The sequence below is a fragment of the Gordonia sp. NPDC003425 genome, assembly GCF_053588635.1.
The window spans coordinates 33255-54412 of sequence record NZ_JBSFQI010000021.1; the positions used below are offsets into that span (position 1 = coordinate 33255).

The window sequence follows — 21158 nt, forward strand, 5'->3', positions numbered from 1 at the left end:
GTGGGTCGGCGTGTCGAGGTCCAACGGCACCCCGCGTCCACAAGCCACGGAGAGGTCCGTCCAGTGAGCATCACCGAATCCGTTTCTCCCCTGAGCACCCACCACGCCGATCGATTTCTGGCGGTCCGCGCACTGACCGACCGGCTCACCGCGCCGTTGTCTGCCGAGGACCAAACGCCGCAGTCGATGACCGAGGCCAGCCCCGCCAAATGGCATCGGGCGCACGTCACCTGGTTCTTCGAGGAGTTCATCCTCCGTCAGGACCCCTCCTATGTGGTCTACGACGACACGTTTCGCTACCTGTTCAACAGCTACTACGAGGCGGTGGGTGATCGTCATCCCCGCCCCGACCGCGGACTGGTGACCCGACCGGGGGTTGCCGACATCGCCCACTACCGCGAGTACGTCGATGCCGCGATGGTGGAGGTTCTCGAACGCGGCGCACTCGACGACGACGCGCTCGCCCTGCTGGAACTCGGCTGCAATCACGAGCAGCAGCATCAGGAACTGATCCTGATGGACATCAAACACCTGTTCTCCACCAACTCGGTGCCGGGACCGGGCCGCGGGGGCACCGTCGGCCCGGTGTACGTCGACCGCCCGGCCGACGATTCGGGACTACCCGGTCGGATGGGATGGCGACCGGTGCCCGGCGGCGTGGTCGAGATCGGCACCGCCGATGCGGGTGGCGGCAGCATCCCCGAACGCTTCGCCTACGACAACGAGGGCCCACGACACCGGGTGTTCCTCGAGGACTTCGAGATCGCCGACCGCGCGGTCACCAACGCCGACTGGCTGGAGTTCATGGCCGACGACGGCTACCGGCGCCCCGAGCTGTGGCTCTCCGACGGATGGGCACACATTCGTCAAACAGGTTGGGAGGCACCGGGATACTGGCGCCGCGACGACGCTGCGGCCGATCAGTGGGCGGCCGGTCAGGGGGCAGCCGATCACGGGGCGGCCGAGAGCGCGGGGTGGACCACGTTCACCTTGTCCGGGCGCCGGCCACTCGTCCTCGATGAACCGGTTCTGCACGTCTCCTTCTACGAGGCCGATGCGTTCGCGCGCTGGGCCGGTGCCCGGCTGCCCACCGAGTTCGAGTGGGAGACCGCCGCCGCGTCGGTGGACCGGCCGCGCGGTGAACTCCTCGATCCCGCGCGGTGCCATCCGGGTGCTGCGACCGGCGCGATGATCGGCGACGTGTGGGAGTGGACGTCGAGCGCCTACCTGCCCTATCCGGGTTTCGCCCCGGCCAACGGCGCCGTGGGCGAGTACAACGGCAAGTTCATGTCGGATCAGCACGTGCTGCGCGGCGCGAGCGCCGTCACACCGCCCGGCCACGAGCGAACCACGTACCGCAACTTCTTCCCCGCGCCCTCTCGCTGGGTGTTCGCCGGACTGCGGTTGGCGCGATGACCATCAGCGTCCAGTCCGAACTGGCCACCGACGCGCTGAGCGGTCTGTGGCAGCAGCCACCGGTGCTGCCCACCAAGTGGCTCTACGACGAGCGGGGCAGCAAACTCTTCGATGAGATCACCCGGCTACCCGAGTACTACCCGACCCGTCGGGAGACGGCGATCCTGACCGCGCACGCCCCGTCGATCGCCGAGGTCACCGACGCATCGATGATGGTGGAACTCGGCTCGGGCACCTCCACCAAGACGCGGCTGCTGCTCGACGCCTTCGGTACGCACGCCGCGGCCGGCGGGCGGCGGCTGAGCTACGTGCCGGTGGACGTGAGCGCGGAGATGCTGGGATCGACCGCGGAGACCCTGGCCGCCGATTACCCCGGCATCGACGTCGTCCCGGTGCTCGCCGACTTCACCGAACCGGACCTTCTGCTTCCCGGTGCCGACGGCCCGCGGCTCGCGGTGTTCCTCGGTGGCACCGTCGGCAACTTCGACGACGACCAACGCGCCGAGTTCTTCGGGCGGATGGCGGCGTCGCTGCGCCCGGGCGACTACTTCCTGCTGGGTGCCGATCGCATCAAGGACACCGGCAGGCTGGTGGCTGCCTACAACGACAGTGCCGGTGTGACAGCGGATTTCAATCGCAACATGATCGAGGTGCTGCGTCGGGGCCTGGATGCGAAGGGGCTCTACGTCGACGATTTCGACCACGTCGCGCGATGGAATCCGAAGCGACACCGCATCGAGATGTGGCTCCGTGCGCGGCGCGACGTGCACGCGTATCTCGGTGCGCTCGACCGTGACTGGGTGCTACCCGCCGGCGGTGAGGTGCTCACCGAGATCAGCACGAAGTTCGCGCCCGACGACCTCGCGGCCGAGTTGTCGGCGGCCGGTCTGCCGGTGGTGGAGACCTGGACCGATTCCGCGGGCGACTTCCAGCTCACGCTGAGCCGGAGGTGATCTCGACAAGCTCGATCAGCGGGTGGACGCTCGATCAGCGGGTGGACGCTCGATCAGCGGGTGGGCGCTCGATCAGCGGGTGGACGCTCGATCAGCGGCTGTCCGTCGCGAGTAGTTCCCGAACCAGCGGAATCACCTGCGTGCCATAGAGTTCCACGCTGCGCATGAGGTCGGCGTGGGGGAGTGGGCCGTGTGCGTACTTCAGGTCGAAGCGGCTCAGTCCGAGAGCGCGGGCGGTGTGCGCGATCTTGTGCGCCACGGTGTCCGGCGATCCCACGTACAGCGAGCCGCCGGGTCCGGTGGACCGGTCGAACTCGATGCGGGTGGGCGGCGGCCAGCCGCGTTCGGCGCCGATGCGGGCGACGTTGGCGCGGTAGTGCGGCCAGAGCTGTTCGCGGGCGGCCTCGTCGGTGTCGGCGACGTGACCGGGCGAGTGCACGCCCACGGGCAGGTCGGTGGGATGGCCGAACTGGTCGAGCGCGCGGCGGTAGAGGTCGACGTACGGCGCGAAGCGTAGCGGATCGCCACCGATGATCGCCAGCATCAGCGGCAGGCCGTATCGCGCGGCGCGGACCACCGACTCGGGGCTGCCGCCCACCGCGATCCAGGTGGGCAGCGGCGGATGCGCCAAGGACGGGTAGACACGCTGGTCGGTGAGCGGGGGTCGCAACGCACCCGACCAGGTGACCGGCTCACCGGTGCGCACCCGCGTGAACAGATCCAGCTTTTCGGTGAACAATTCCTCGTACTGTTCGAGTTCGAATCCGAACAGCGGAAACGATTCGGTGAACGAGCCGCGGCCGAGGGTCACCTCGGCCCGACCCGAACTCAACGCGTCGATGGTGGCGAACCGCTCGAACACCCGGATCGGATCGTCGGAGCTCAGCACGGTGACCGCCGATCCGAGGCGCATGCGGTCGGTGCGTGCGGCGATCGCGCCGAGCACGACGTCCGGTGCGGAGATGGCGAAGTCGTCGCGGTGGTGTTCGCCGATTCCGAAGGCGTCCACTCCGACGGAGTCGGCGAGAGTCGCCTGCTCGACGACATCGCGGACGGTCCTGGCCGGATCGGAAGGGTCGGTCACGTCACCGAAGGTGTCGAGTCCCAGTTCGATGGTCATATCCCGATTGTGCCCGCCACGGGTGACCACGTTGTCTCATCCCTTCCGGGTGGAAATGTGTGGCATGCGTTGTCCACCACTCGGCGGGATCACATTATGTGGAATGCTGTACAAGGCCAGATGGCTGGCCGGCGCACTGCGCATCTGATTCTTAAGGAGAAACCCCATGTGGGAAGGGTTCTGGAACTTCCTTTGGACGATGGTCGTGATCTTCGCGTTCGTCGCCTACCTGATCGTCCTGTGGTACATCATCGCCGATCTGTTCCGCGACCATAAGCTGTCCGGCTGGTGGAAGGCGGTCTGGGTGATCTTCCTGATCATCTTCCCGTATCTGACGGCCATCGTGTATCTGCTCGGGCGCGGCAGGGGCATGGCCGAGCGGTCGGCTCAGGCGGCTGCTCAGGCGCAGGCCGCGACCGACAAGTACATCCAGTCGGTGGCGGGTACGGCGTCGCCGACGCAGCAGATCGCCGATGCGAAGGCGCTGCTGGATTCCGGGGCCATCTCGCCCGAAGAGTTCGAAAGCCTCAAGGCCAAAGCGCTCGCCCACTGAGCCCGGCTCCGACGCCACGACGCCCCGCGGTCACATCGACCGCGGGGCGTCGTCGTCGAAGGGGTGTGCGGTGCGGCCGAGGAGGTCGGCGACCGAACTGATCACCTTGGTGGGGCGGTAGGGAAACCGCTCGACCGATGCGTCCGTCGAGATCCCGGAGAGCACCAGGATGGTCCGTAGCCCCGCTTCGAGCCCGCAGATGACGTCGGTGTCCATACGGTCACCGATCATCAGGGTCTCCTCCGAATGCGCCCCCATCTTGCGCAACGCCGTCCGCATGATGAGGGCGTTGGGTTTGCCCACGTAATACGGTTTGCGGCCGGTGGCCCGCTCGATCATCGCGGCCACCGCCCCGGTGGCCGGCAGCGGCCCGGTCGGCGACGGCCCGGTGGCATCGGGATTGGTCGCGATGAAGCGGGAACCGCGGTCGACGAGGCGGATGGCGGTGGTGATCGCCTCGAACGAATACGTACGGGTCTCGCCCAGCACGACGTAATCCGGGTCGGCGTCGGTGATCACATATCCGATGTCGTGCAAAGCGGTGGTCAGTCCCGACTCACCCACCACGTACGCGCTGCCGTTCGGGCGTTGCGAGTCCAGGAATTGGGCGGTGGCCAGCGCCGAGGTCCAGATCGAGTCCTCGGGAATGTCGAGTCCCATCTGCAGCAGCCTCGCGCGCAGGTCGCGAGCGGTGCGGATCGAGTTGTTGGTGAGCACCGTGAAGGGAATCGCGTTCTCGCGCAGCTCGGCGATCAGGGCGTCGGCACCCGGAACCAGGTGCTCCTCGCTGACCAGCACGCCGTCCATGTCCATCAGATACGTCAGTCCCATGTACGGAGACTACGGCCACACCCCGACGCGGACCCGGCGTCGGGGTGACCACGACACGGCGGCGACACGACGAATACACGACAGCCACACGAAGACACGAAGAACGGGAGTCGCGGTGATGACGCGCGAGCACCGCCCGGCACTGCCAGAATGGGCCGAATGATCGGGTACCTCGGCAAGCGCATCGCGGGGTGGGCGCTGCTGGTGTTCCTGGCGACCAACCTGACATTCTTCCTGGCCTCGTGGTTCCTCGATCCGCGATCCAACTACGCCCAACGCAAGCCGCCGCTGCCGACCGAGGTGGTCGACACGACGCTGACCGGCTACAACCTGAACGACAAGACCCCCATCGTGGCGCGCTGGTGGACATGGCTGCGCGACATCGTGCTGCACTGGGATTGGGGAGCGACACCGGTGGGCACCAGCGTCAACGCGCAGATCGGCTTCCGGATCTGGGCGTCGGTGCAGTTGCTGGCCGGCGCCACGATCATCGCGACACTGCTCGGCATCGGGCTCGGCGTCTACACCGCATTGCGCCAGTACCGGCTGTCCGACAGGGTGTGGCAGTTCGTCTCCATCGTCATGATCAACGTCCCCGTCGCCGTCGCCGGACTCGCGGTGGTGCTGATCGGCATCACCATCAACCAGAACCTGGGACACAGCGTGTTCCTGGTCTCCGGATCGTCCGCTGTGGGCGTCGAGGGCTTCTTCCCCGTGCTCGTCGACCGCCTGCAACACCTCATCCTGCCCACCATCACCCTGGTGATCGTGCAGTACGCCGGCCTGCACCTGCTGCAGCGGTCACTGCTGCTCGACACCATCAACGCCGACTACGTCCGCACCGCGCGTGCCAAGGGACTCACCCGCGGCGTCGCGGTGCGCCGACACGCGTTGCGCACCGCGATCATTCCCGTCGCCGTCGGGGTGGCGTTCGCGATCCCGGCGGTGTTCACCGGCGCCGTCATCACCGAGACGATCTTCGGGTGGGAGGGGATGGGCCGGTACTTCGTCACCTCGATCACCACCAACGACGTGCACGGCGTGGTGGCGGTGGCCGCCTTCGGTGCGTTGGCCACCGCGGTGGGCGCCATCCTCGCCGACCTTGCCGTGGTGTACCTCGACCCGCGGGTGCGCATCGGATGAGCGCACCGACATCGGGAAGGGGTGAACCCGCCGCCGACCTACCGGTCATGGGTGAGGTGGGCGGTCTGCTCGACGAGCAGGTCGGGGACGGCAATCGCGTGCCCGTCGCCCGTCGCCGTCGCGGCCGGATGCGACTGCTGGCCACCCGCTTCGCCCGCAACCGCACCGCGCTGGGCGGATTCGCGGTGTTCGTGCTGCTGGTGCTGTTCGCGCTGCTCGGCGGCGTGTTCACCCACTACACCTATTACGACGTCGACTTCGCCGCACTCGGTGTGCCGCCGTCGGGTGAGCACTGGTTCGGCACCAACGACGCCGGCAACGATCTCTACGCCCAGGTGGTGCACGGACTGCAACGGTCGCTGGTGATCGCGCTGACCGTGTCGGTCGCGACCACCGCGATCGCCGCGTTCGTCGGTGCCGCGGCCGCGTATTTCGGCGGGTGGGTACAGAGTTGCGTGCTCGCGCTGCTCTATCTGCTGCTGGTGGTGCCCACGTTCCTGATCCTGGCGCTCATCGCCAACCGCACCGGCGGCGACTGGCGCTGGCTGATCGTGGTGCTCACCCTCACCGGCTGGATGATGCTGGCCCGCGTGATCCACTCGATGGCGCAATCGATCCGGGAGAACGACTACGTGCGCGCCGCGCGCTACCTGGGTGAGCCGCCGCTGGTGATCATCGCACGCCATATCGTGCCCAATCTGGCGTCGCTGCTCGTGATCAACTTCGCGTTGGGTGTGGTGGCCACGGTGCTCGCCGAGACCGGTCTGTCGTTCCTGGGTCTCGGGGTGGCGATCCCCGATGTGTCGTTGGGGTCGCTGCTGCAGGAGGGCACCGCGACGCTCACGTCGTCGCCGTGGCTGTTCTACTTCCCGGCCGCAACGCTGGTGCTGCTCACCGTGTCGATGGCGTTGATCGCCGACGGACTGCGCGACGCGCTCGACCCCACCTCCTCCGCGGGAGCGGGTTCGTGAGCGCCGATGCCGGGACAACCGACCCCGGCCCGGTGCTGTCGGTGCGTGATCTGCGCGTCGAATTCGGCAGCGAAGCAGGGCAGGTGCAGGCGGTGCGCGGGGTCTCCTTCGACGTGGCCGCCGGATCCACCGTCGCGATCGTGGGCGAATCCGGGTCGGGGAAGTCGGTCACCGCACTCGGCGTGTTGGGACTGCTGCCAGACTCCGCCCGCGTGTCGGGGTCGGTCCGGCTGGGCGGCCGCGAACTCATCGGGCTCGACGACAAATCGTTGTCGCGGATCCGGGGCAGCGGGGTCGCGATGATCTTCCAGGACCCGCTCTCGTCGCTGACGCCGGTGTTCACCGTCGGTGACCAGATCGCCGAAGCGCTTCTGGCGCACCAGGATCTGTCGAAACGCCGCGCCGCCGACCGCGCGGTGGAACTGCTCGAACTCGTCGGCATCCCCGATCCGGCGCGTCGTGCCCGTGCCTACCCGCACGAACTGTCCGGCGGCATGCGGCAGCGGGTGATGATCGCGATGGCGGTGGCCAACGACCCATCGGTGATCATCGCCGACGAACCCACCACCGCGCTCGACGTGACCATCCAGGCGCAGATCTTCGAGGTGCTCGCGGCCGCCCGCCGCGAGGCCGGGGCGGCACTGGTGCTGATCACCCACGATCTCGGGGTGGTGGCCGGCACCGCCGACGACGTCGTGGTGATGTACGCCGGACGCGCCGTCGAACACGCCGACGTCGGCGAGTTGTTCGCCGCCCCGCGCATGCCCTACACGATCGGCCTGCTCGGTGCGGTACCACGGGTGGACCGCCGTGCCGAGGCGCTGACGCCGATCCCCGGAACACCTCCGCTGCTGATCGACCTGCCGGACGCATGCCCCTTCGCCCCGCGTTGTCCGGTGGTGATCGACGCGTGCACCGATTCCGAACCGGCGCTCGTCGAGGTCGGGGCCCGGCACACCGCCGCATGCATACGCGCGCAGGAGATCTCGGCGGCGGCGATCGGCGGGGTGCCGGTGTTCGCCAGTGCGGGCGCTTCCGCCGGGGTCGCCTCCGCCGCCACTTCGTCTGCGGCGCAGGCGTCCTCGTCGCGCGACGCGCGTGAGCCGGTGCTGACGGTGCGCGGACTGCGCAAGGAGTTCGCTCTGACGTCGGGATTCCTGCGTCGTAGGGTCGGCGCGGTGCGGGCGGTGACGGGGGTGTCGTTCGACATCCGCGCCGGCGAGACCGTCGCGATCGTCGGTGAGTCGGGCAGCGGAAAGTCCACGACGCTGCTCGAACTGATGGACTTCACCCAGCCGGCGGGTGTGGTGAGGGTGGAGGGCATCGACCCCGCGACCGTGTCGCGGCGGGAGGCGCGACGGCTGCGCCGCCGGATGTCGATGGTCTTCCAAGACCCGGCGAGTGCCCTCGACCCGCGGTTCACCGCCTTCGACATCATCGCCGAACCGCTACGGGCACTGGGCTTGTCGCGTGCGGACACCGCCACCCGGGTGGACCGGCTCATGCGACGGGTGGGTCTGGACCCAGCGCACGCCGACCGCTACCCGACCGCCTTTTCCGGCGGCCAGCGCCAGCGCATCGCGATCGCGCGCGCCCTGGTGACCGACCCGGCACTGGTGATCCTCGACGAGCCGCTCTCCGCGCTCGACGTGTCCGTGCAGGCCGACATCGTCAATCTGATCGAGCGGTTACAGGCCGACTCTGATATCGCCTATCTTCTCGTGGCACACGACCTTTCGGTGATCCGTCAGGTTGCCGACCGGGTGGCCGTGATGTATCTGGGGGCCTTCGTGGAGGTCGGCGACACCGACGAGATCTTCGGTTCACCCGCACACCCGTACACGCAGGCGCTGCTGTCGGCGGTGCCGATCCCCGATCCCGTGATCGAGCGCGCCCGCATCCCTATCCTGCTGACCGGCGAACAGCCCTCACCCACCGCGGTGTATGCGGGCTGTGCCTTCGCCGGGCGGTGTCCGCGCTACGCGCTACTCGACGACGAACGCCGCAGCCGGTGCCGCACCGAGATTCCCGGGTTGCGGGCGACCGGCAACCCGGCCGAGGCCGGACACCCAGACGAGCCCGGACACCCCGACGAGCACGGCCACCGGGCGGCCTGCCATTTTCTCGACCCAGGTTCGATTCCCACCAGTTCTGTACCAACCCAGGAGGTTGCACGGTGACACGTCAGAGACCCACCCCACTCGTCCTCGTTCGACTCGCCGTCGTCGCGGTGATCGCGACGATGATCGCACTCGTCGCGGGTTGCGGGTCGGGAGACGAGGAGACCACCGCACCGAAAACCTCGGGTGCCCAACTCAATCCGCAACCGCGGGAGAACCTGCGCGACGGTGGCACACTGACCACCGCGCTCCCCGAGGTGTCACCGCAGTGGAATATCTTCCATGCCGACAGTACGGCCTTTACGACCACGCTGTGGCGCTGGTACAACCCGACCCTGGCATTCTTCACACCCGACGGAACCTACTCGTTCAACCGTGACTATCTGACCAATGTGCAGACCGGGCTGGACAACGGGAAAACGGTGGTCACCTACACCATCAACCCGAAGGCCTTCTACAACGACGGCACCCCCATCGACTACCGCGCCTTCGTCAACACCTGGGTGGCCGATCGCGGCACCGATCCGTCGTACGTGGTGGGTTCGTCGGACGGATACGACCAGATCGAGTCGGTGACCCGCGGTGTCGACGACCGGCAGGCCGTCGTGCGTTTCAAGGGCGTGTGGGCGTGGCCCAACGGTCTGTTCAACTATCTGGTGCACCCCAAGGTGGCCAGCGCCGAACAGTTCAACCGGGCCTATATCCAGCAGCCGCACCCGGAATGGGGCGCCGGGCCCTACACCTTGCGGTCCTATAACCCCGAAACGGGTGTGGTGGTGTTCGAACGGAACGCCAAGTGGTGGGGCGATCCGGGCAAGCTCGACCGGCGCGTGTTCCGCCAGCTCGAGGATCAGGCCTCGATCAACGCTTTCCGCAACGGCGAACTCGACGCGATCGGTGTGTCCACCAAGGAGAATCTCGCACAGGTGAAGACGATGCAGGGCATCGACATCCGCAGCTCGGCCGCACCGTCGAACTCGTTGATGGTGGTCAACCTCGACACCCCGGCGCTCACCTCGCCGGAGGTGCGTCACGCGGTACTGGCCGGAGTGGATCGCGCGACGCTGGCCAAGGTGCGTTTCACGGGTCTCAACTACTCCGAGAAGCTGCCCGGCTCGTTCGCGCTGTTCCCGTTCCAGCCCGGCTACTCCGACAACGTGTCCGGCGTGATCGACCACGACCCCGACCTCGCGAAGAAGCTGCTCGACGAGCAGGGATGGGTGACCGGCCCCGACGGAATCCGCACCAAGAACGGGCAACAGCTCGCGTTGACGTTGCCGATTCCGGGCGATTCGCCGACGGTGACCAATGTCGCCCGCTCGCTGCAGGCGATGCTCAATTCGATCGGGGTGCAGGTCAACATCCAATCCCGTGGCAGCGCGGAGTTCTCCAAGATCGTGGTGAACCGCGAGTTCGACATCTTCCTGATGGGTTTCCAATCCACCGATCCGTACGGCATGGCCTACCTGTGCCAGGTGTGGTGCAAGGGTTCGGAGCTGAACAAGGCGGGCGCGGGTAGCGCCGAACTGGACGCGAAGATCCGCGCGGTGGCCCGGATCCCCGACCCGACGGCGCAGATCGAGGCCGGCAACAAGGTGGAACGCGAGGCCTTCGGACAGTACTCGGATCTCCCGCTGTTCAACGGGCCGTCGATGGTGGCCGTGAAGCAGGGACTGGCCAATTACGGTGCGGGCCAGTTCTTCATCGGCCCGGTGCAGGACATCGGTTGGCAGAAGTGAGCCCGACGGCCGCCTACTCGGCGGGGGTCGACGGCACCGCAACGCGCCACAACGGGTTCACCGGGCCGTGGCCCGCGCCGAGCGGGTAGGCCGCCTGCAATCCGCGGGTGACCCACTCCTTCGCGAAGCCCACCGCATTCGGCACCGAATATCCGTGCGCCAGTGCGCATGCGGTGGCCGCGGCAAGGGTGTCGCCGGCACCGTGATCGTGTGGGGTGTCGATCCGCGGCCGGGTGTACTCGACCACCTGCGTGCCGTCGAAGAGCAGATCGGGACTCAGCTCGCTCGACCGCAGGTGACCGCCCTTCACCAGTGCCCACTGCGCACCGAGGTCGTGCAAGGCGTGAGCCGCCGCACGCTGGGTCTGCGCGTCGATCACCTCGATGCCGGTGATCAATCGCACCTCGTCGAGGTTCGGGGTGACCACCGTGGCAAGCGGGAAGAGTGTGCGCCGCAACACATCGAGTGCGTCGTCGGGCAGCAACTGATCGCCGTGCATGGACGCGCACACCGGGTCGACCACCAGCGGCACCGAACCGCCGCGCCCGATGCCGAGGTCGGTGCACACCTCGGCGACCGCCTCGATGATCTCACCCGACGCGAGCATGCCGGTCTTGACCGCGCCGGTGCCGATGTCGGTGACCACGCTGCGCACCTGGGCGGCCACCACATCCGGCTCGATCGCCTGAAAGCGGCTGACCCCCAACGAGTTCTGCACCGTGACCGCGGTCACCGCCACCAGGCCGTGCAGACCGAGGAGCGCGAAGGTGCGCAGATCGGCCTGAATGCCCGCGCCGCCACCGGAATCCGACCCCGCGATGGTCATCACCCGCACCGGGGTGTCGCCGGGTGCGGCAGTGGGCAGCAGGGGCGGTGCGCTCATGGGGCGTCGATCGGCAGGTAGACCCTGTTGCCGGCCTCGGCGAACTCCGCGGACTTCGCGGCCATCTCCTCCGCGAGCCGCCGGTCGATGTCCTCGGCGGTCACCAGGTTGTGTTCCTCGGCGTAGGCGCGGACGTCGGCGGAGATCCGCATCGAGCAGAACTTGGGTCCGCACATCGAACAGAAGTGGGCGGTCTTGGCCGGCTCGGCGGGCAGCGTCTCGTCGTGGTAGGCCCGCGCGGTGTCCGGGTCGAGCGCCAGGTTGAACTGATCGGTCCAGCGGAACTCGAAGCGCGCCTTGCTCAATGCGTCGTCGCGTTCCTGCGCCCGGGGATGACTCTTGGCCAGGTCGGCGGAGTGCGCGGCGATCTTGTAGGTGATCACACCGACCTTCACGTCGTCGCGGTCGGGCAGACCCAGGTGTTCCTTCGGGGTCACGTAGCAGAGCATCGCGGTACCCGCCTGCGCGATCATCGCGGCACCGATCGCCGAGGTGATGTGATCGTAGGCGGGTGCGATGTCGGTGGCCAGCGGCCCCAGGGTGTAGAACGGCGCCTCCTCGCACAGTTCTTCCTCGAGCCGTACGTTCTCCGCGATCTTGTGCATCGGGATGTGTCCCGGACCTTCGATCATCACCTGCACGCCATGCGATTTCGCGATCGCCGTGAGCTCTCCCAGGGTGCGCAGCTCGGCGAACTGCGCCTCGTCGTTGGCGTCGGCGATCGACCCCGGACGCAGCCCGTCGCCCAGCGAGAAGGTGATGTCGTATCGGGCGAAGATCTCGCACAACTCGTCGAAATGGGTGTAGAGGAACGATTCCCGATGATGCGCCAGGCACCACGCCGCCATGATCGACCCGCCGCGCGAGACGATGCCGGTGACCCGTCGTGCGGTGAGCGGCACGTAACGCAGCAGCACTCCCGCATGCACCGTCATGTAGTCGACGCCCTGCTCGGCCTGCTCGATCACGGTGTCGCGGTAGATCTCCCACGTCAGCCGGGTGGGATCGCCCTTCACCTTCTCCAGTGCCTGATAGATCGGCACGGTACCCACCGGCACGGGCGAGTTGCGCAGAATCCACTCGCGCGTGAGATGGATGTCGTCGCCGGTGGACAGGTCCATGATGGTGTCGGCACCCCAGCGGGTGGCCCACACCATCTTCTCCACCTCCTCGGCGATCGAGCTGGTGACCGCCGAGTTTCCGATGTTGGCATTGACCTTCACCGCGAACGCCTTGCCGATGATCATCGGCTCCGACTCGGGATGGCGGTGGTTGGCCGGGATCACCGCGCGGCCCGCGGCCACCTCGGTGCGCACCAACTCGGCGTCGACGTTCTCGCGGGCGGCGATGAAGGCCATCTCGTCGGTGATGATCCCGGCGCGCGCCCAGGCCAGCTGGGTGGCCGCCCCGTCGACCGGCTCGGGCCGTTGCCAACTGTCGCGGGCGGGTGGCAGTCCCGCCTCCACGTCGATGGTGGCGCCGGCGTCGGTGTAGGGGCCCGACGTGTCGTAGACGTCGAGGTGCTCGCCGTTGGTGAGGTGGATGCGGCGTTGCGGCACGCGCAGGCCGTCGACGTCGAGATAGTGCTTGGTGCTGCCCGCGATGGGGCCGGTGGTGAGGATGGCGGTGTCGACGGATCGGTCGGTGGATACACGTGTGCCCATGAGGTCTCCCTACGCCGGCATTACCCGGACAGGTTCAGGCGGTCGGCGGCCGCCTGCCGCCCTCTCAGCCCTCGGTTCGGGAGAGCCCCCGCGTTGATTCAGTTGGTGTACCCGCCATGGTAGCCGCGGGCAGGCCGATCCTCTCGGGTCGGTTACGGATCGGACCCAAGCCGATGTCGTGGATGTGTTGCCCCACAGGGTTACGGGACCGTAGGCTACTGTGACAGCGGTCACAAGAGGTACGTGCGCCGGGGAATCGCTCGTGTCGCCGTGGCCCGTCGTTTCGTCGCGTCCTTCGAGCCCTGAGGGGAAACCCATGCACCGGAAATATCGGCATCGACCGCCCCAGTCGGCCCGGTCGATCCTGCAACAGATCTCGCAGGTGGTGCACAATCCCACCCGCGATCGGTTCGAACTCTGGGTGGCCGGCGACCTGGTGGGTGTCCTCGGCTACTCCACGGAGACGGTGGACGGCGCGACCACGCTGACCGTGCTGCACACGGTGCTCTACGACGAATACACCGGCCACGGTCTGGCCACCGGACTCACCCGAAGCGCAATCGCCTACGCCCGCGAGCAGGGCGCACGGATTCGGCCGATCTGCACGTTCACCAGGCATTACATCGATGCCCATCCGGGTGTGGTGGCACTCGCGCCGGTCTGACCGGCAGGCTGCCGTTGTCCGGTAGTTGAGGTGAGCCTATCCTGAGGCGCACGTGTGGTTTCTGTTCTCGGGATCGAGGAGCGCCGACCAGTGAGTGAACCCGACGGCACCGGCCCGGCCACGACGCCGCCTCGTCGTGCGGCGGTGAATGTGTCCACGGTTCTCGCCTCGGCGGGCGTTGCGGCGCTGGTTTCCGTGCTCATCGTCGCGATCGGCGTGGCGGGGGTGGCGCTCGGCACCGGGAACGGCTCCGGCGACTCCGCCTCCGCGCAGGTCCCCACGGTGGTGAATCTCGGTGCCGCCGCCCAGCAGCAGACCCCCGGTGCCCAGGCTCCCGCAGCGCAGGCGCCCGGGACACAAACTCCCGGTGCGGCGCCTGCCCCCGGTTCCGGTCCGGCCGCCGCGCCGGCGCCGGCAGCCGAACCGGTGCCCGAGAGTGGTGGCGGCGGTGACAGTGGTCCCGCGCCCGGCGTACCCGCACAGGCGCCGGCCGCGCAGACGCCGCAGGCCGCCGCCGCGCCCGCCCCGCTGACCCCCGGGCAGTTGAACGCCGGGCAGTTGAACACCAAGATCAAGCTGATCCTGAACACCGGTGCACCGCGCGCCGCGCGGGCATCGGAACTGCAGGCGGGCGAACGCGCCCTGCCCCCGGTCGACACGGTGGCCAACATGCTGAACGTCTATCGCAACTCCGGCTTCTCCTATCAGGTGATCGGGCCGGTGACCCAGAACGGCACCACCCTCAATGCCACGCTGCAGATGTCGCTGGTGGGGCAGGGATCGCGGTACCGGCCGCTGAGCTGGGTGTGGATGGACGGCAAGTGGAAGCTGTCGAACACCAGCGTCTGCACCATCGCCGCCTACGCGATGATTCCCTGCCCGGTGTGACGGTCCCGGCCGACGACCACGGTGTGACGACGCGAGGCGGTTCAGCCTGCGACGACGGTGACCGCCACTCGCGCGTCCCGCCAGCGGGATTCCAGCGCCCGGCGACGGTCGGGCGGTGCGCTCAGCAGCGTGGCGAACGTGGCATGCGGAATCGCGGTGTCGCGGTAGTGATCCCGGTAGTGACCCAGTGCGCGTCCGAACCAGCGCAGTTCGCCCGGTGCCGCGGCGAGCAGGCGGTCGGCGTCGTCGATGACGGTGAGGTACCCGGCGGGAGCACGTGTTCCCTCGGAGAGCGCGGTGCCGTCGAGGTCGCGCATGCAGTCGTCGAACGCGTCCTTGTTGCGCCCGAAGTAGTCCGGGAAATCCCAGCCGCGCGCGTACTCGTCGTACAGGCCGGCGATCGTGCTCATCTGCGTGCCGTCGAGGGTGCGCACCTCGAATCCCGCAGGCTGCGGCGGCGACGTGTCCTCGATCCATACGCCCACCGCGGGACCGTGGCGACGAGCGCCGATGAGGAAGCGCGACAACGTGATCGGGCTGGGGGTGCGGTCGTGGTGGGCGGTCATGTGGGCCCCCGGATCAGGATGAAGGTGTTGTAGTGGTCGGCGGTGTACCAGGCGGAACCATCGCTGCCGGTGACGATGCGTTCGGCGTCGCGGCCCTGACCGGACTTCTTGCGGTTGACGTCCCACTCGCGGTAGGCGATCCGGGTGCCCGACGCGTTCGTGCGGGGGAGATGACCTTCGTTGTTGCCGAAGGAGGTGCCGCCACGCGTGCCGGGGGAGTCGGCGGGTGGCCAGTCGCCGGCGTCGATGAGCGCGAGCGTGCGGGTGACCCGCGCCGGCACCGCGTTCGAGGGCGCCGTGCTCGGCGGCGACGTGGTGGTCCCGGTGGTGCGTGGCCCTGTGGTGTGGGGCCCTGTGGTGTGCGGTGCTGTGTGTGCGGTGGTGGTCTGTCCCGCGGTCGGGGACCCCGGTTCGCCGGAGTGGTCGATGAGCCAGGTGATGGCCACGACCACGCCGATCATGACGAGCGCGACGGCGGTGATCAGGGCTTGCCGACGGCGCTGGGCGACGGTCGGTGTGCGCGCGGGCATCAGGGTGTCCCGGACGTGATGCGCAGGTACTCGTAGGTGTGATGCAGTGCGAAACCGCGCCGGCGATACCAGTTTCCGGCGACCCTGTTCTCGACCTCGGTCTGCACGTAGGCCACCGTGGCGCCCTGCGCCGTGCCCCAGCCGATCAGGCGGGACATGATCGCGTCGCCGATGCCGCTGCGGCGGCGGCCCGGTGCCGTCCACAACGCCGTGACGCCGAGCCGGTGTGCGCCGTCGGGCGCGCTGGTCACGCTCGCCCGCCCGGTGCCGACGAGGTTGCCGTCGCCGTCGGTGACCGAGGCAACGGTCACCGGCCCGTCGGAGGCGCTGACCACCCGCGTCACCGTCTCGGCGTCGGCGCGCTCGCCGCCGTAGGCGCGTATCCAGGCCGGCGACGGCTGCGCGGCGAGGTCCACCGCGACCCCCGGCGTCACCGCCGGGTAGCCGGCCACCGGCCGGGTGAGGACGTGGATGACTCCGCTCGCCGGCTCGCCGGGAAGGTGCCCGGTGGGCACCAGTCGGTCGGGCGCGGCGAGCAGCACGGGCAACCCGCGCGCCGCATACCATTCGTCGATCCGGCGCAGCGTGTCCGCATCTGCCCGCGCGGCACGGTCGGCGGGTACCGCCGAGTTGGCCCGGCGGGTGAACCCGCCGCCCGCGCGCACCAACCAGCCGTCGATCCACTCGGATTCGATTCCCGGCCAGGCGTGCGCCGCCGCGTACTCCAGGTTGCGGATCTCGCTGTTGCGCACCGGCCGGGCCGTGAGCAGCCGCACCGAGGTGATCGCGTCGCGCGGTATCGACTCGGTGATCCCGTTCCGGGAGATCAGCAGCGGGTCGCCGTCGTCGACGAGAAATCCGGTGACGTCCGACAGTGTGGGCGAGGCGGGTGTGCGCGGTGCCGGATTGGGAGCGGGTCGCCAGTCGGCGGGACCGCCGGCACCGAGCCGGTACCGCACCACCACACGGTCACCGACATAAGATCCCTCGGCACCGGATCCCTCAGGCATTGGTCGCGCTCAGTCCACGTCGTCGTCGTGGCCGAACGGGTCGGCGGTTGTCCCGGGCAGCCAGGTGAGGCCGGGAACACCCCAGCCCGCCTTCTTGATGGCCTTCTTCGCGGCGCGCGCGTTGCGTCCGATGAGGACGTCGACGTACAGGAACCCGTCGAGATGGCCGGTTTCGTGCTGCAACATGCGGGCGAAGAAGTCGTGTCCCTCGATCGTCACCTTCTCGCCGCTGCGATCCACACCGGTCACGCGCGCCCACTCCGCCCGCCCGGTGGGGAACTGTTCTCCCGGCACCGACAGGCATCCCTCCACGTCATCGTCTGGGTCGGGCATGGTCTCGGGGATCTCGGAGGTCTCGAGCACCGGGTTGATCACCTCGCCGCGCCGGCGCCCACCGGCGGTGCGCTCGCGGTCGGGGCAGTCGTAGACGAACATCCGCAGGCCCACACCCACCTGATTGGCGGCCAGGCCCACTCCGTGTGCGGCGTCCATGGTGTCGTACATGTCGTCGAGCAGCTTCACCGTCTCGGCCGACGGGCGGCCCTCGGCGTCGAGTTGCACCGGTTCGGTGGGCCGGTGCAACACCGGTTCGCCGACGATGCAGATCGGTAGTACAGGCATGGGATGCAACATTACTGCGCGCCGGTGAGCGGCCGCGCCGGCCCGGGCGAGTCACGCCGGCTCCCCACGGCCCCCGTGGTTAGATGGCTACGAACCACACCGCTGTCATTCGCATTCCACATCGACGCGAGCGGCAGCGGTCGGCAAGGGTTACTGGTCGAAGAGATCCCGGGGCGCAACCGGGGGGCGATCTTGAGGGAGCGAGATGGACGGCGCAGCAGCGCGTAGCCAGAAGCAGGGCGATCACCCCACACCCGACCCCGCCGCCGGACAGGCCGCGACGGATCCGCACGAGGTGGGTCCGGATGGACTGTCGCGTCGCGAGCACGACATCCTGGCGTTCGAACGGCAGTGGTGGAAGTACGCGGGCGCCAAGGAAGAGGCGATCAAGGAATTGTTCGGGCTGTCGGCCACCCGGTACTACCAGGTGCTCAACGCACTGGTCGACCGGCCCGAGGCGCTGGCCGCCGACCCGATGCTGGTGAAGCGGCTGCGCAGGCTGCGCGCATCGCGGCAGAAGGCCCGCGCGGCGCGGCGCCTGGGGTTCGAGATCACCTGAACGCTGGTCGGGGCATGGTGCAGGTCGTGCGTTAAGGTCGTCGGTGATGAACCCTGATCGCGAGCCGAATCGTCTCCCGTTGCGGGCCGGTGCCATGCTGCTCATCGCCGTGGCCATCGTCTTCGTGGCACTGGGATGGCACTCCGCGGCGACGTCCGGCCAGAATCCCGACGAGGGACTCGAGGCCGCCGGGTCGAGCGCACCGAAGGCTTCCCCCACCGCCACGTCGCCGTCTGTGGCGGCCGGGGCCGCCCGCCTGTGCGTGATCAACGCCGGGTCGATAACCGGACTGGCGTCCGAGGTCAGCAATGACCTGAAGCAGAAGGGTTTTCGCACCGCCACCCCGACGAACTATTCGGGGAGCAGCTTCACCGAGAACACCATCTTCTACGACGATCCCACCCAGCAGGCCGAAGCCAAGAAGGTGGCCGACGCGCTCGGCAACGACGCGAGCGTCGAGGAGCGTCCCTCGTCGTTCACCATGTGCCGCGACGGGATACCTGTCGTGGTGGTGACGAGATGAGGGACCTTCTCCAGTCGCGGCGCGTGAACGGGACACACTATTCTTCCGGCGGGGTGCACGCCCGGCCGCATCGCACGGCCCACAACGGATTCACCCACAACGGATTCATAGGAGCGACATGACCGGCAGTAGGAAACCTGGCACGACGACGCTGCGCACCCTCGCGGTGCTCGCCTCGGCGGGTGCGATCGGCCTGGCCCTGGCCGGATGCTCCGTCGACGAGTCCTCCACGTCGGCTCCCGGCACCACCCCGTCCGTGGTGACCGGCAACCAGGCACCTCCCGGCGAGGTCGACGATGCCGATCAGGTCCCGAAATCGGGCGCGGAAACCGCGGTCGCGAACCTCGTCGACACCAAGGGCAACACCGTGGGTGAGGCCACCTTCACCCCGTCGGGTTCGTCGGTGAAGGTCGACGTGCGCGTCACCAAGGGGCTTCCGGCGGGCTTCCACGGAATGCACATCCACGAGAACGGCGTGTGCACCGCCGGGGGCGACCAGCCGTTCTCCTCGGCCGGCGGGCACCTCCAGGTCGACGGCAACACCTCGCATCCCTCCAGCGGCGACCTGGTGTCGATCAACATCCTCGCCGACGGCACCGGCGAAACCATCACGTCGACCGACGCGGTGACGCTCGAGCAGATCACCGGCAAGGCCATCGTCATCCACGAGAAGCCGGACAACTTCGGCAACATCCCCAATCGCTATGCCCCCGCACCCGACGCCGAGACCCTCAAGACCGGTGACGCCGGCAGTCGGATCGCGTGCGGTGTGATCACGGTCAAGGGCTGACCCCAACGGTGGCGCCGCCGTCCATCGAGTTTCACGGATCGCCGAATCCCACCCTCGGCGTCGAATGGGAGTTCGCGCTCACCGACAAGCGGACCGGTGATCTCGCGAACTCTGCTGCCGACCTGTTCTCCCTTGTGGCCGAACGCTTTCCGGAACGCGGCGGCAAGATCCACAAGGAGTTGCTGCGTAACACCGTCGAACTGGTCACCGGCATCTGCACCACCACCGCCGAAGCGGTCGACGATCTGTCGGCGACCCTCGACGTGGTCCGCACGCTCACCGAGGATCTCGGCGTCGACCTGTACGGGGCGGGCACCCACCCGTTCGCCGAGTGGTCCACGCAGTTGCTCACCGAGGGACATCGGTACGCGGAACTGATCAACCGCACCCAGTGGTGGGGTCGGCAGATGCTCATCTGGGGCGTGCACGTCCATGTGGGCATCGACCGCCGCGACAAGGTGCTGCCGATCCTCTCGTCGCTGCTGAACTACTACCCGCATCTGCTCGCGCTGTCGGCGTCGTCGCCGATGTGGTCGGGTCAGGACACCAGCTACGCCAGCAACCGGGCCATGATGTTCCAGCAGCTACCCACCGCGGGGCTGCCGTTCCAGTTCCAGACGTGGACCGAGTTCGAGGGATTCGTCGCCGACCAGAAGACCACCGGCATCATCGACCACATCAACGAGATCCGGTGGGACATCCGGCCGTCACCGCACCTGGGCACCATCGAGGTCCGGGTGTGCGACGGGATGACCAACGTGGCCGACCTGTCGGGCATCGTCGCGTTGATCCACTGCCTCGTCGTCGACCTCGACCGCAGGTTGTCGGCGGGTGAGACGCTGCCGCAGATGGCGCCGTGGCTGGTGCAGGAGAACAAATGGCGGGCCGCCCGCTACGGCCTCGACGCGATCGTCATCCTCGACTCGCACTGCAACGAACGGCTGGTCACCGACGATCTCGCCGACGTGCTGCGCCGGCTGGAACCGGTGGCCGCCGACCTGGGCTGTCTCGACGAGCTCGCGCGGGTGGCCCTCATCGCCGACGGTGGCGCCAGCTACCAGCGCCAGCGCGCGGTCTACGAGCAGACCGGCGACATGCGGGCCGTGGTGGCCTCGGTGGTCGACGAGCTGGGCTGAGGGGGCGCGACACGACGCACGGTCGTCAGTCGCGAGTGCGGTCGTCCTCCCGCGCCTCTGATTCCTTCCCGCGCACGTAATCGACGACGCGGGAAGGAAAAAGAGCCGCGGGAGCCGTGTCGAGGCAGTCCGAGCTCAATCCACATCCCCACGTTCCAACTGATCCTGCGCGATCAGACCGTCGCGCGCCCGCTGCTCCTGATAGACCAGCCGTCCGATGCGCTGGGCCACCACCGGCGCGGTGATCAGCGCGAACAGTCCGGTGAGGATCAGCATCCCGACGTCGACACTGCCGCTGAGTCGAATGCAGGCGCCCACCAGAACCTGCAGCAGCCCGAAGGTCTGCGGTTTGGTGGCGGCATGCATCCGGCTGAGCGTGTCGGGGAACCGCAGCACCCCGATCGACGCGGTCAACGCCATCAGCGCGCCGGTCACCAAGAAGATCGAACTGACGATGTCGACTACCACCGGCCCACCC

Annotated in this window: 22 protein-coding genes and 1 riboswitch; of the genes, 13 read left to right on the plus strand and 9 right to left on the minus strand. The window is 68.3% G+C overall.

Annotated elements, in window-relative coordinates; genetic code table 11:
- Nucleotides 1–63 precede the first annotated feature (63 nt).
- On the plus strand, nucleotides 64–1416 hold the full coding sequence (gene egtB, locus ACWDTD_RS19015; protein ID WP_449748699.1) for an ergothioneine biosynthesis protein EgtB: 1353 nt from the start codon (nucleotides 64–66) through the stop codon (nucleotides 1414–1416).
- The gene (gene egtD / locus ACWDTD_RS19020; RefSeq protein WP_449748700.1) at nucleotides 1413–2369 is read left to right on the plus strand and encodes an L-histidine N(alpha)-methyltransferase; all 957 of its coding nucleotides are present in this window, start codon (nucleotides 1413–1415) and stop codon (nucleotides 2367–2369) included. Before egtB ends, egtD begins: the two co-directional genes overlap by 4 nt.
- Nucleotides 2370–2460: 91 nt before the next feature.
- Here the strand turns inward: egtD and ACWDTD_RS19025 are convergent, their stop codons facing one another.
- Nucleotides 2461–3489 (minus strand): LLM class flavin-dependent oxidoreductase, encoded by a 1029-nt coding sequence (locus tag ACWDTD_RS19025; RefSeq protein ID WP_449748701.1) that lies wholly within the window; start codon nucleotides 3487–3489, stop codon nucleotides 2461–2463.
- A gap of 166 nt (nucleotides 3490–3655) precedes the next feature.
- Between ACWDTD_RS19025 and ACWDTD_RS19030 the strand changes: the two genes are divergently transcribed.
- Nucleotides 3656–4042, plus strand: coding sequence for an SHOCT domain-containing protein (locus ACWDTD_RS19030; protein ID WP_449748702.1), 387 nt, complete (start codon nucleotides 3656–3658; stop codon nucleotides 4040–4042).
- A gap of 30 nt (nucleotides 4043–4072) precedes the next feature.
- Here the strand turns inward: ACWDTD_RS19030 and ACWDTD_RS19035 are convergent, their stop codons facing one another.
- Nucleotides 4073–4873: an HAD-IIA family hydrolase gene (locus ACWDTD_RS19035; protein WP_449748703.1), complete on the minus strand. Its 801-nt coding sequence runs from the start codon at nucleotides 4871–4873 to the stop codon at nucleotides 4073–4075.
- 159 nt (nucleotides 4874–5032) lie between these two features.
- On the opposite strand from ACWDTD_RS19035, the gene ACWDTD_RS19040 reads away from it, so the two are divergent.
- The 4 genes from ACWDTD_RS19040 (at nucleotide 5033) to ACWDTD_RS19055 (ending at nucleotide 10846) form a co-directional block, all read left to right on the plus strand.
- Nucleotides 5033–6016, plus strand: coding sequence for an ABC transporter permease (locus ACWDTD_RS19040; protein WP_449748704.1), 984 nt, complete (start codon nucleotides 5033–5035; stop codon nucleotides 6014–6016).
- Nucleotides 6013–6987, plus strand: coding sequence for an ABC transporter permease (locus tag ACWDTD_RS19045; RefSeq protein ID WP_449748705.1), 975 nt, complete (start codon nucleotides 6013–6015; stop codon nucleotides 6985–6987). The genes ACWDTD_RS19040 and ACWDTD_RS19045 overlap by 4 nt, the downstream gene beginning before the upstream one ends.
- Nucleotides 6984–9167 (plus strand): dipeptide ABC transporter ATP-binding protein, encoded by a 2184-nt coding sequence (locus tag ACWDTD_RS19050; protein ID WP_449748706.1) that lies wholly within the window; start codon nucleotides 6984–6986, stop codon nucleotides 9165–9167. The genes ACWDTD_RS19045 and ACWDTD_RS19050 overlap by 4 nt, the downstream gene beginning before the upstream one ends.
- Nucleotides 9168–9229: 62 nt before the next feature.
- Nucleotides 9230–10846, plus strand: a complete 1617-nt coding sequence (locus tag ACWDTD_RS19055) for an ABC transporter family substrate-binding protein (protein ID WP_449748734.1) — start codon at nucleotides 9230–9232, stop codon at nucleotides 10844–10846.
- Between the two features lie 13 nt (nucleotides 10847–10859).
- On the opposite strand, the gene thiD is transcribed toward ACWDTD_RS19055, so the two are convergent.
- Both thiD and thiC read right to left on the minus strand, forming a co-directional pair.
- On the minus strand, nucleotides 10860–11729 hold the full coding sequence (gene thiD, locus ACWDTD_RS19060) for a bifunctional hydroxymethylpyrimidine kinase/phosphomethylpyrimidine kinase (protein ID WP_449748707.1): 870 nt from the start codon (nucleotides 11727–11729) through the stop codon (nucleotides 10860–10862).
- Nucleotides 11726–13393: a phosphomethylpyrimidine synthase ThiC gene (thiC, locus tag ACWDTD_RS19065; RefSeq protein ID WP_449748708.1), complete on the minus strand. Its 1668-nt coding sequence runs from the start codon at nucleotides 13391–13393 to the stop codon at nucleotides 11726–11728. Before thiC ends, thiD begins: the two co-directional genes overlap by 4 nt.
- A riboswitch (TPP riboswitch) is annotated at nucleotides 13383–13495 on the minus strand. It overlaps the preceding gene by 11 nt.
- Before the next feature lie 214 nt (nucleotides 13496–13709).
- On the opposite strand from thiC, the gene ACWDTD_RS19070 reads away from it, so the two are divergent.
- Complete coding sequence (locus tag ACWDTD_RS19070) at nucleotides 13710–14057, plus strand: GNAT family N-acetyltransferase (RefSeq protein ID WP_449748709.1); 348 nt, start codon at nucleotides 13710–13712, stop codon at nucleotides 14055–14057.
- Between the two features lie 90 nt (nucleotides 14058–14147).
- A complete protein-coding gene (locus ACWDTD_RS19075; protein WP_449748710.1) occupies nucleotides 14148–14945 on the plus strand; it encodes a hypothetical protein in 798 nt (265 codons plus the stop codon).
- 41 nt (nucleotides 14946–14986) lie between these two features.
- Here ACWDTD_RS19075 and ACWDTD_RS19080 read toward each other — a convergent pair whose 3' ends face one another.
- From ACWDTD_RS19080 to ACWDTD_RS19095, 4 genes are read right to left on the minus strand one after another with little or no spacing between them, the layout of a single operon-like run.
- A complete protein-coding gene (locus tag ACWDTD_RS19080; protein ID WP_449748711.1) occupies nucleotides 14987–15511 on the minus strand; it encodes a barstar family protein in 525 nt (174 codons plus the stop codon).
- The gene (locus tag ACWDTD_RS19085) at nucleotides 15508–16041 is read right to left on the minus strand and encodes a ribonuclease domain-containing protein (RefSeq protein ID WP_449748712.1); all 534 of its coding nucleotides are present in this window, start codon (nucleotides 16039–16041) and stop codon (nucleotides 15508–15510) included. The genes ACWDTD_RS19080 and ACWDTD_RS19085 overlap by 4 nt, the downstream gene beginning before the upstream one ends.
- Nucleotides 16041–17051: an N-acetylglutamate synthase, CG3035 family gene (locus ACWDTD_RS19090; RefSeq protein WP_449748713.1), complete on the minus strand. Its 1011-nt coding sequence runs from the start codon at nucleotides 17049–17051 to the stop codon at nucleotides 16041–16043. The genes ACWDTD_RS19085 and ACWDTD_RS19090 overlap by 1 nt, the downstream gene beginning before the upstream one ends.
- Nucleotides 17052–17060: 9 nt before the next feature.
- Nucleotides 17061–17672, minus strand: a complete 612-nt coding sequence (locus ACWDTD_RS19095; RefSeq protein ID WP_449748714.1) for a peptide deformylase — start codon at nucleotides 17670–17672, stop codon at nucleotides 17061–17063.
- A gap of 205 nt (nucleotides 17673–17877) precedes the next feature.
- Between ACWDTD_RS19095 and ACWDTD_RS19100 the strand changes: the two genes are divergently transcribed.
- The 4 genes from ACWDTD_RS19100 to ACWDTD_RS19115 all read left to right on the plus strand — a co-directional run bounded on the left by ACWDTD_RS19100 (nucleotide 17878) and on the right by ACWDTD_RS19115 (nucleotide 20680).
- Nucleotides 17878–18231 (plus strand): DUF3263 domain-containing protein, encoded by a 354-nt coding sequence (locus tag ACWDTD_RS19100; protein ID WP_449748715.1) that lies wholly within the window; start codon nucleotides 17878–17880, stop codon nucleotides 18229–18231.
- A gap of 46 nt (nucleotides 18232–18277) precedes the next feature.
- Nucleotides 18278–18754 carry a LytR C-terminal domain-containing protein gene (locus ACWDTD_RS19105; RefSeq protein WP_449748716.1) on the plus strand — a complete coding sequence of 159 codons (477 nt, stop codon included), beginning with the start codon at nucleotides 18278–18280 and terminating at the stop codon, nucleotides 18752–18754.
- Between the two features lie 118 nt (nucleotides 18755–18872).
- Nucleotides 18873–19544, plus strand: coding sequence for a superoxide dismutase family protein (locus ACWDTD_RS19110; RefSeq protein WP_449748717.1), 672 nt, complete (start codon nucleotides 18873–18875; stop codon nucleotides 19542–19544).
- A gap of 8 nt (nucleotides 19545–19552) precedes the next feature.
- Nucleotides 19553–20680 (plus strand): glutamate--cysteine ligase, encoded by a 1128-nt coding sequence (locus ACWDTD_RS19115; protein WP_449748718.1) that lies wholly within the window; start codon nucleotides 19553–19555, stop codon nucleotides 20678–20680.
- A 135-nt stretch (nucleotides 20681–20815) separates the two neighbouring features.
- On the opposite strand, the gene mnhG is transcribed toward ACWDTD_RS19115, so the two are convergent.
- Nucleotides 20816–21148, minus strand: a complete 333-nt coding sequence (mnhG, locus tag ACWDTD_RS19120; protein ID WP_449748719.1) for a monovalent cation/H(+) antiporter subunit G — start codon at nucleotides 21146–21148, stop codon at nucleotides 20816–20818.
- Nucleotides 21149–21158 lie beyond the last annotated feature (10 nt).

Bases quoted from the DNA above. Each gene is read 5' to 3' on its own strand.
- ACWDTD_RS19025 (WP_449748701.1), bottom strand. From the start codon at position 3,489: ATGACCATCGAACTGGGACTCGACACCTTCGGTGACGTGACCGACCCT.
- ACWDTD_RS19095 (WP_449748714.1), bottom strand. From the start codon at position 17,672: ATGCCTGTACTACCGATCTGCATCGTCGGCGAACCGGTGTTGCACCGG.
- ACWDTD_RS19105 (WP_449748716.1), top strand. From the start codon at position 18,278: ATGAACCCTGATCGCGAGCCGAATCGTCTCCCGTTGCGGGCCGGTGCC.
- ACWDTD_RS19090 (WP_449748713.1), bottom strand. From the start codon at position 17,051: ATGCCTGAGGGATCCGGTGCCGAGGGATCTTATGTCGGTGACCGTGTG.
- ACWDTD_RS19070 (WP_449748709.1), top strand. From the start codon at position 13,710: ATGCACCGGAAATATCGGCATCGACCGCCCCAGTCGGCCCGGTCGATC.
- ACWDTD_RS19045 (WP_449748705.1), top strand. From the start codon at position 6,013: ATGAGCGCACCGACATCGGGAAGGGGTGAACCCGCCGCCGACCTACCG.
- ACWDTD_RS19100 (WP_449748715.1), top strand. From the start codon at position 17,878: ATGGACGGCGCAGCAGCGCGTAGCCAGAAGCAGGGCGATCACCCCACA.
- thiC (WP_449748708.1), bottom strand. From the start codon at position 13,393: ATGGGCACACGTGTATCCACCGACCGATCCGTCGACACCGCCATCCTC.
- ACWDTD_RS19085 (WP_449748712.1), bottom strand. From the start codon at position 16,041: ATGCCCGCGCGCACACCGACCGTCGCCCAGCGCCGTCGGCAAGCCCTG.
- ACWDTD_RS19110 (WP_449748717.1), top strand. From the start codon at position 18,873: ATGACCGGCAGTAGGAAACCTGGCACGACGACGCTGCGCACCCTCGCG.
- ACWDTD_RS19055 (WP_449748734.1), top strand. From the start codon at position 9,230: ATGATCGCACTCGTCGCGGGTTGCGGGTCGGGAGACGAGGAGACCACC.
- egtD (WP_449748700.1), top strand. From the start codon at position 1,413: ATGACCATCAGCGTCCAGTCCGAACTGGCCACCGACGCGCTGAGCGGT.
- ACWDTD_RS19040 (WP_449748704.1), top strand. From the start codon at position 5,033: ATGATCGGGTACCTCGGCAAGCGCATCGCGGGGTGGGCGCTGCTGGTG.
- ACWDTD_RS19080 (WP_449748711.1), bottom strand. From the start codon at position 15,511: ATGACCGCCCACCACGACCGCACCCCCAGCCCGATCACGTTGTCGCGC.
- ACWDTD_RS19030 (WP_449748702.1), top strand. From the start codon at position 3,656: ATGTGGGAAGGGTTCTGGAACTTCCTTTGGACGATGGTCGTGATCTTC.
- ACWDTD_RS19035 (WP_449748703.1), bottom strand. From the start codon at position 4,873: ATGGGACTGACGTATCTGATGGACATGGACGGCGTGCTGGTCAGCGAG.
- thiD (WP_449748707.1), bottom strand. From the start codon at position 11,729: ATGAGCGCACCGCCCCTGCTGCCCACTGCCGCACCCGGCGACACCCCG.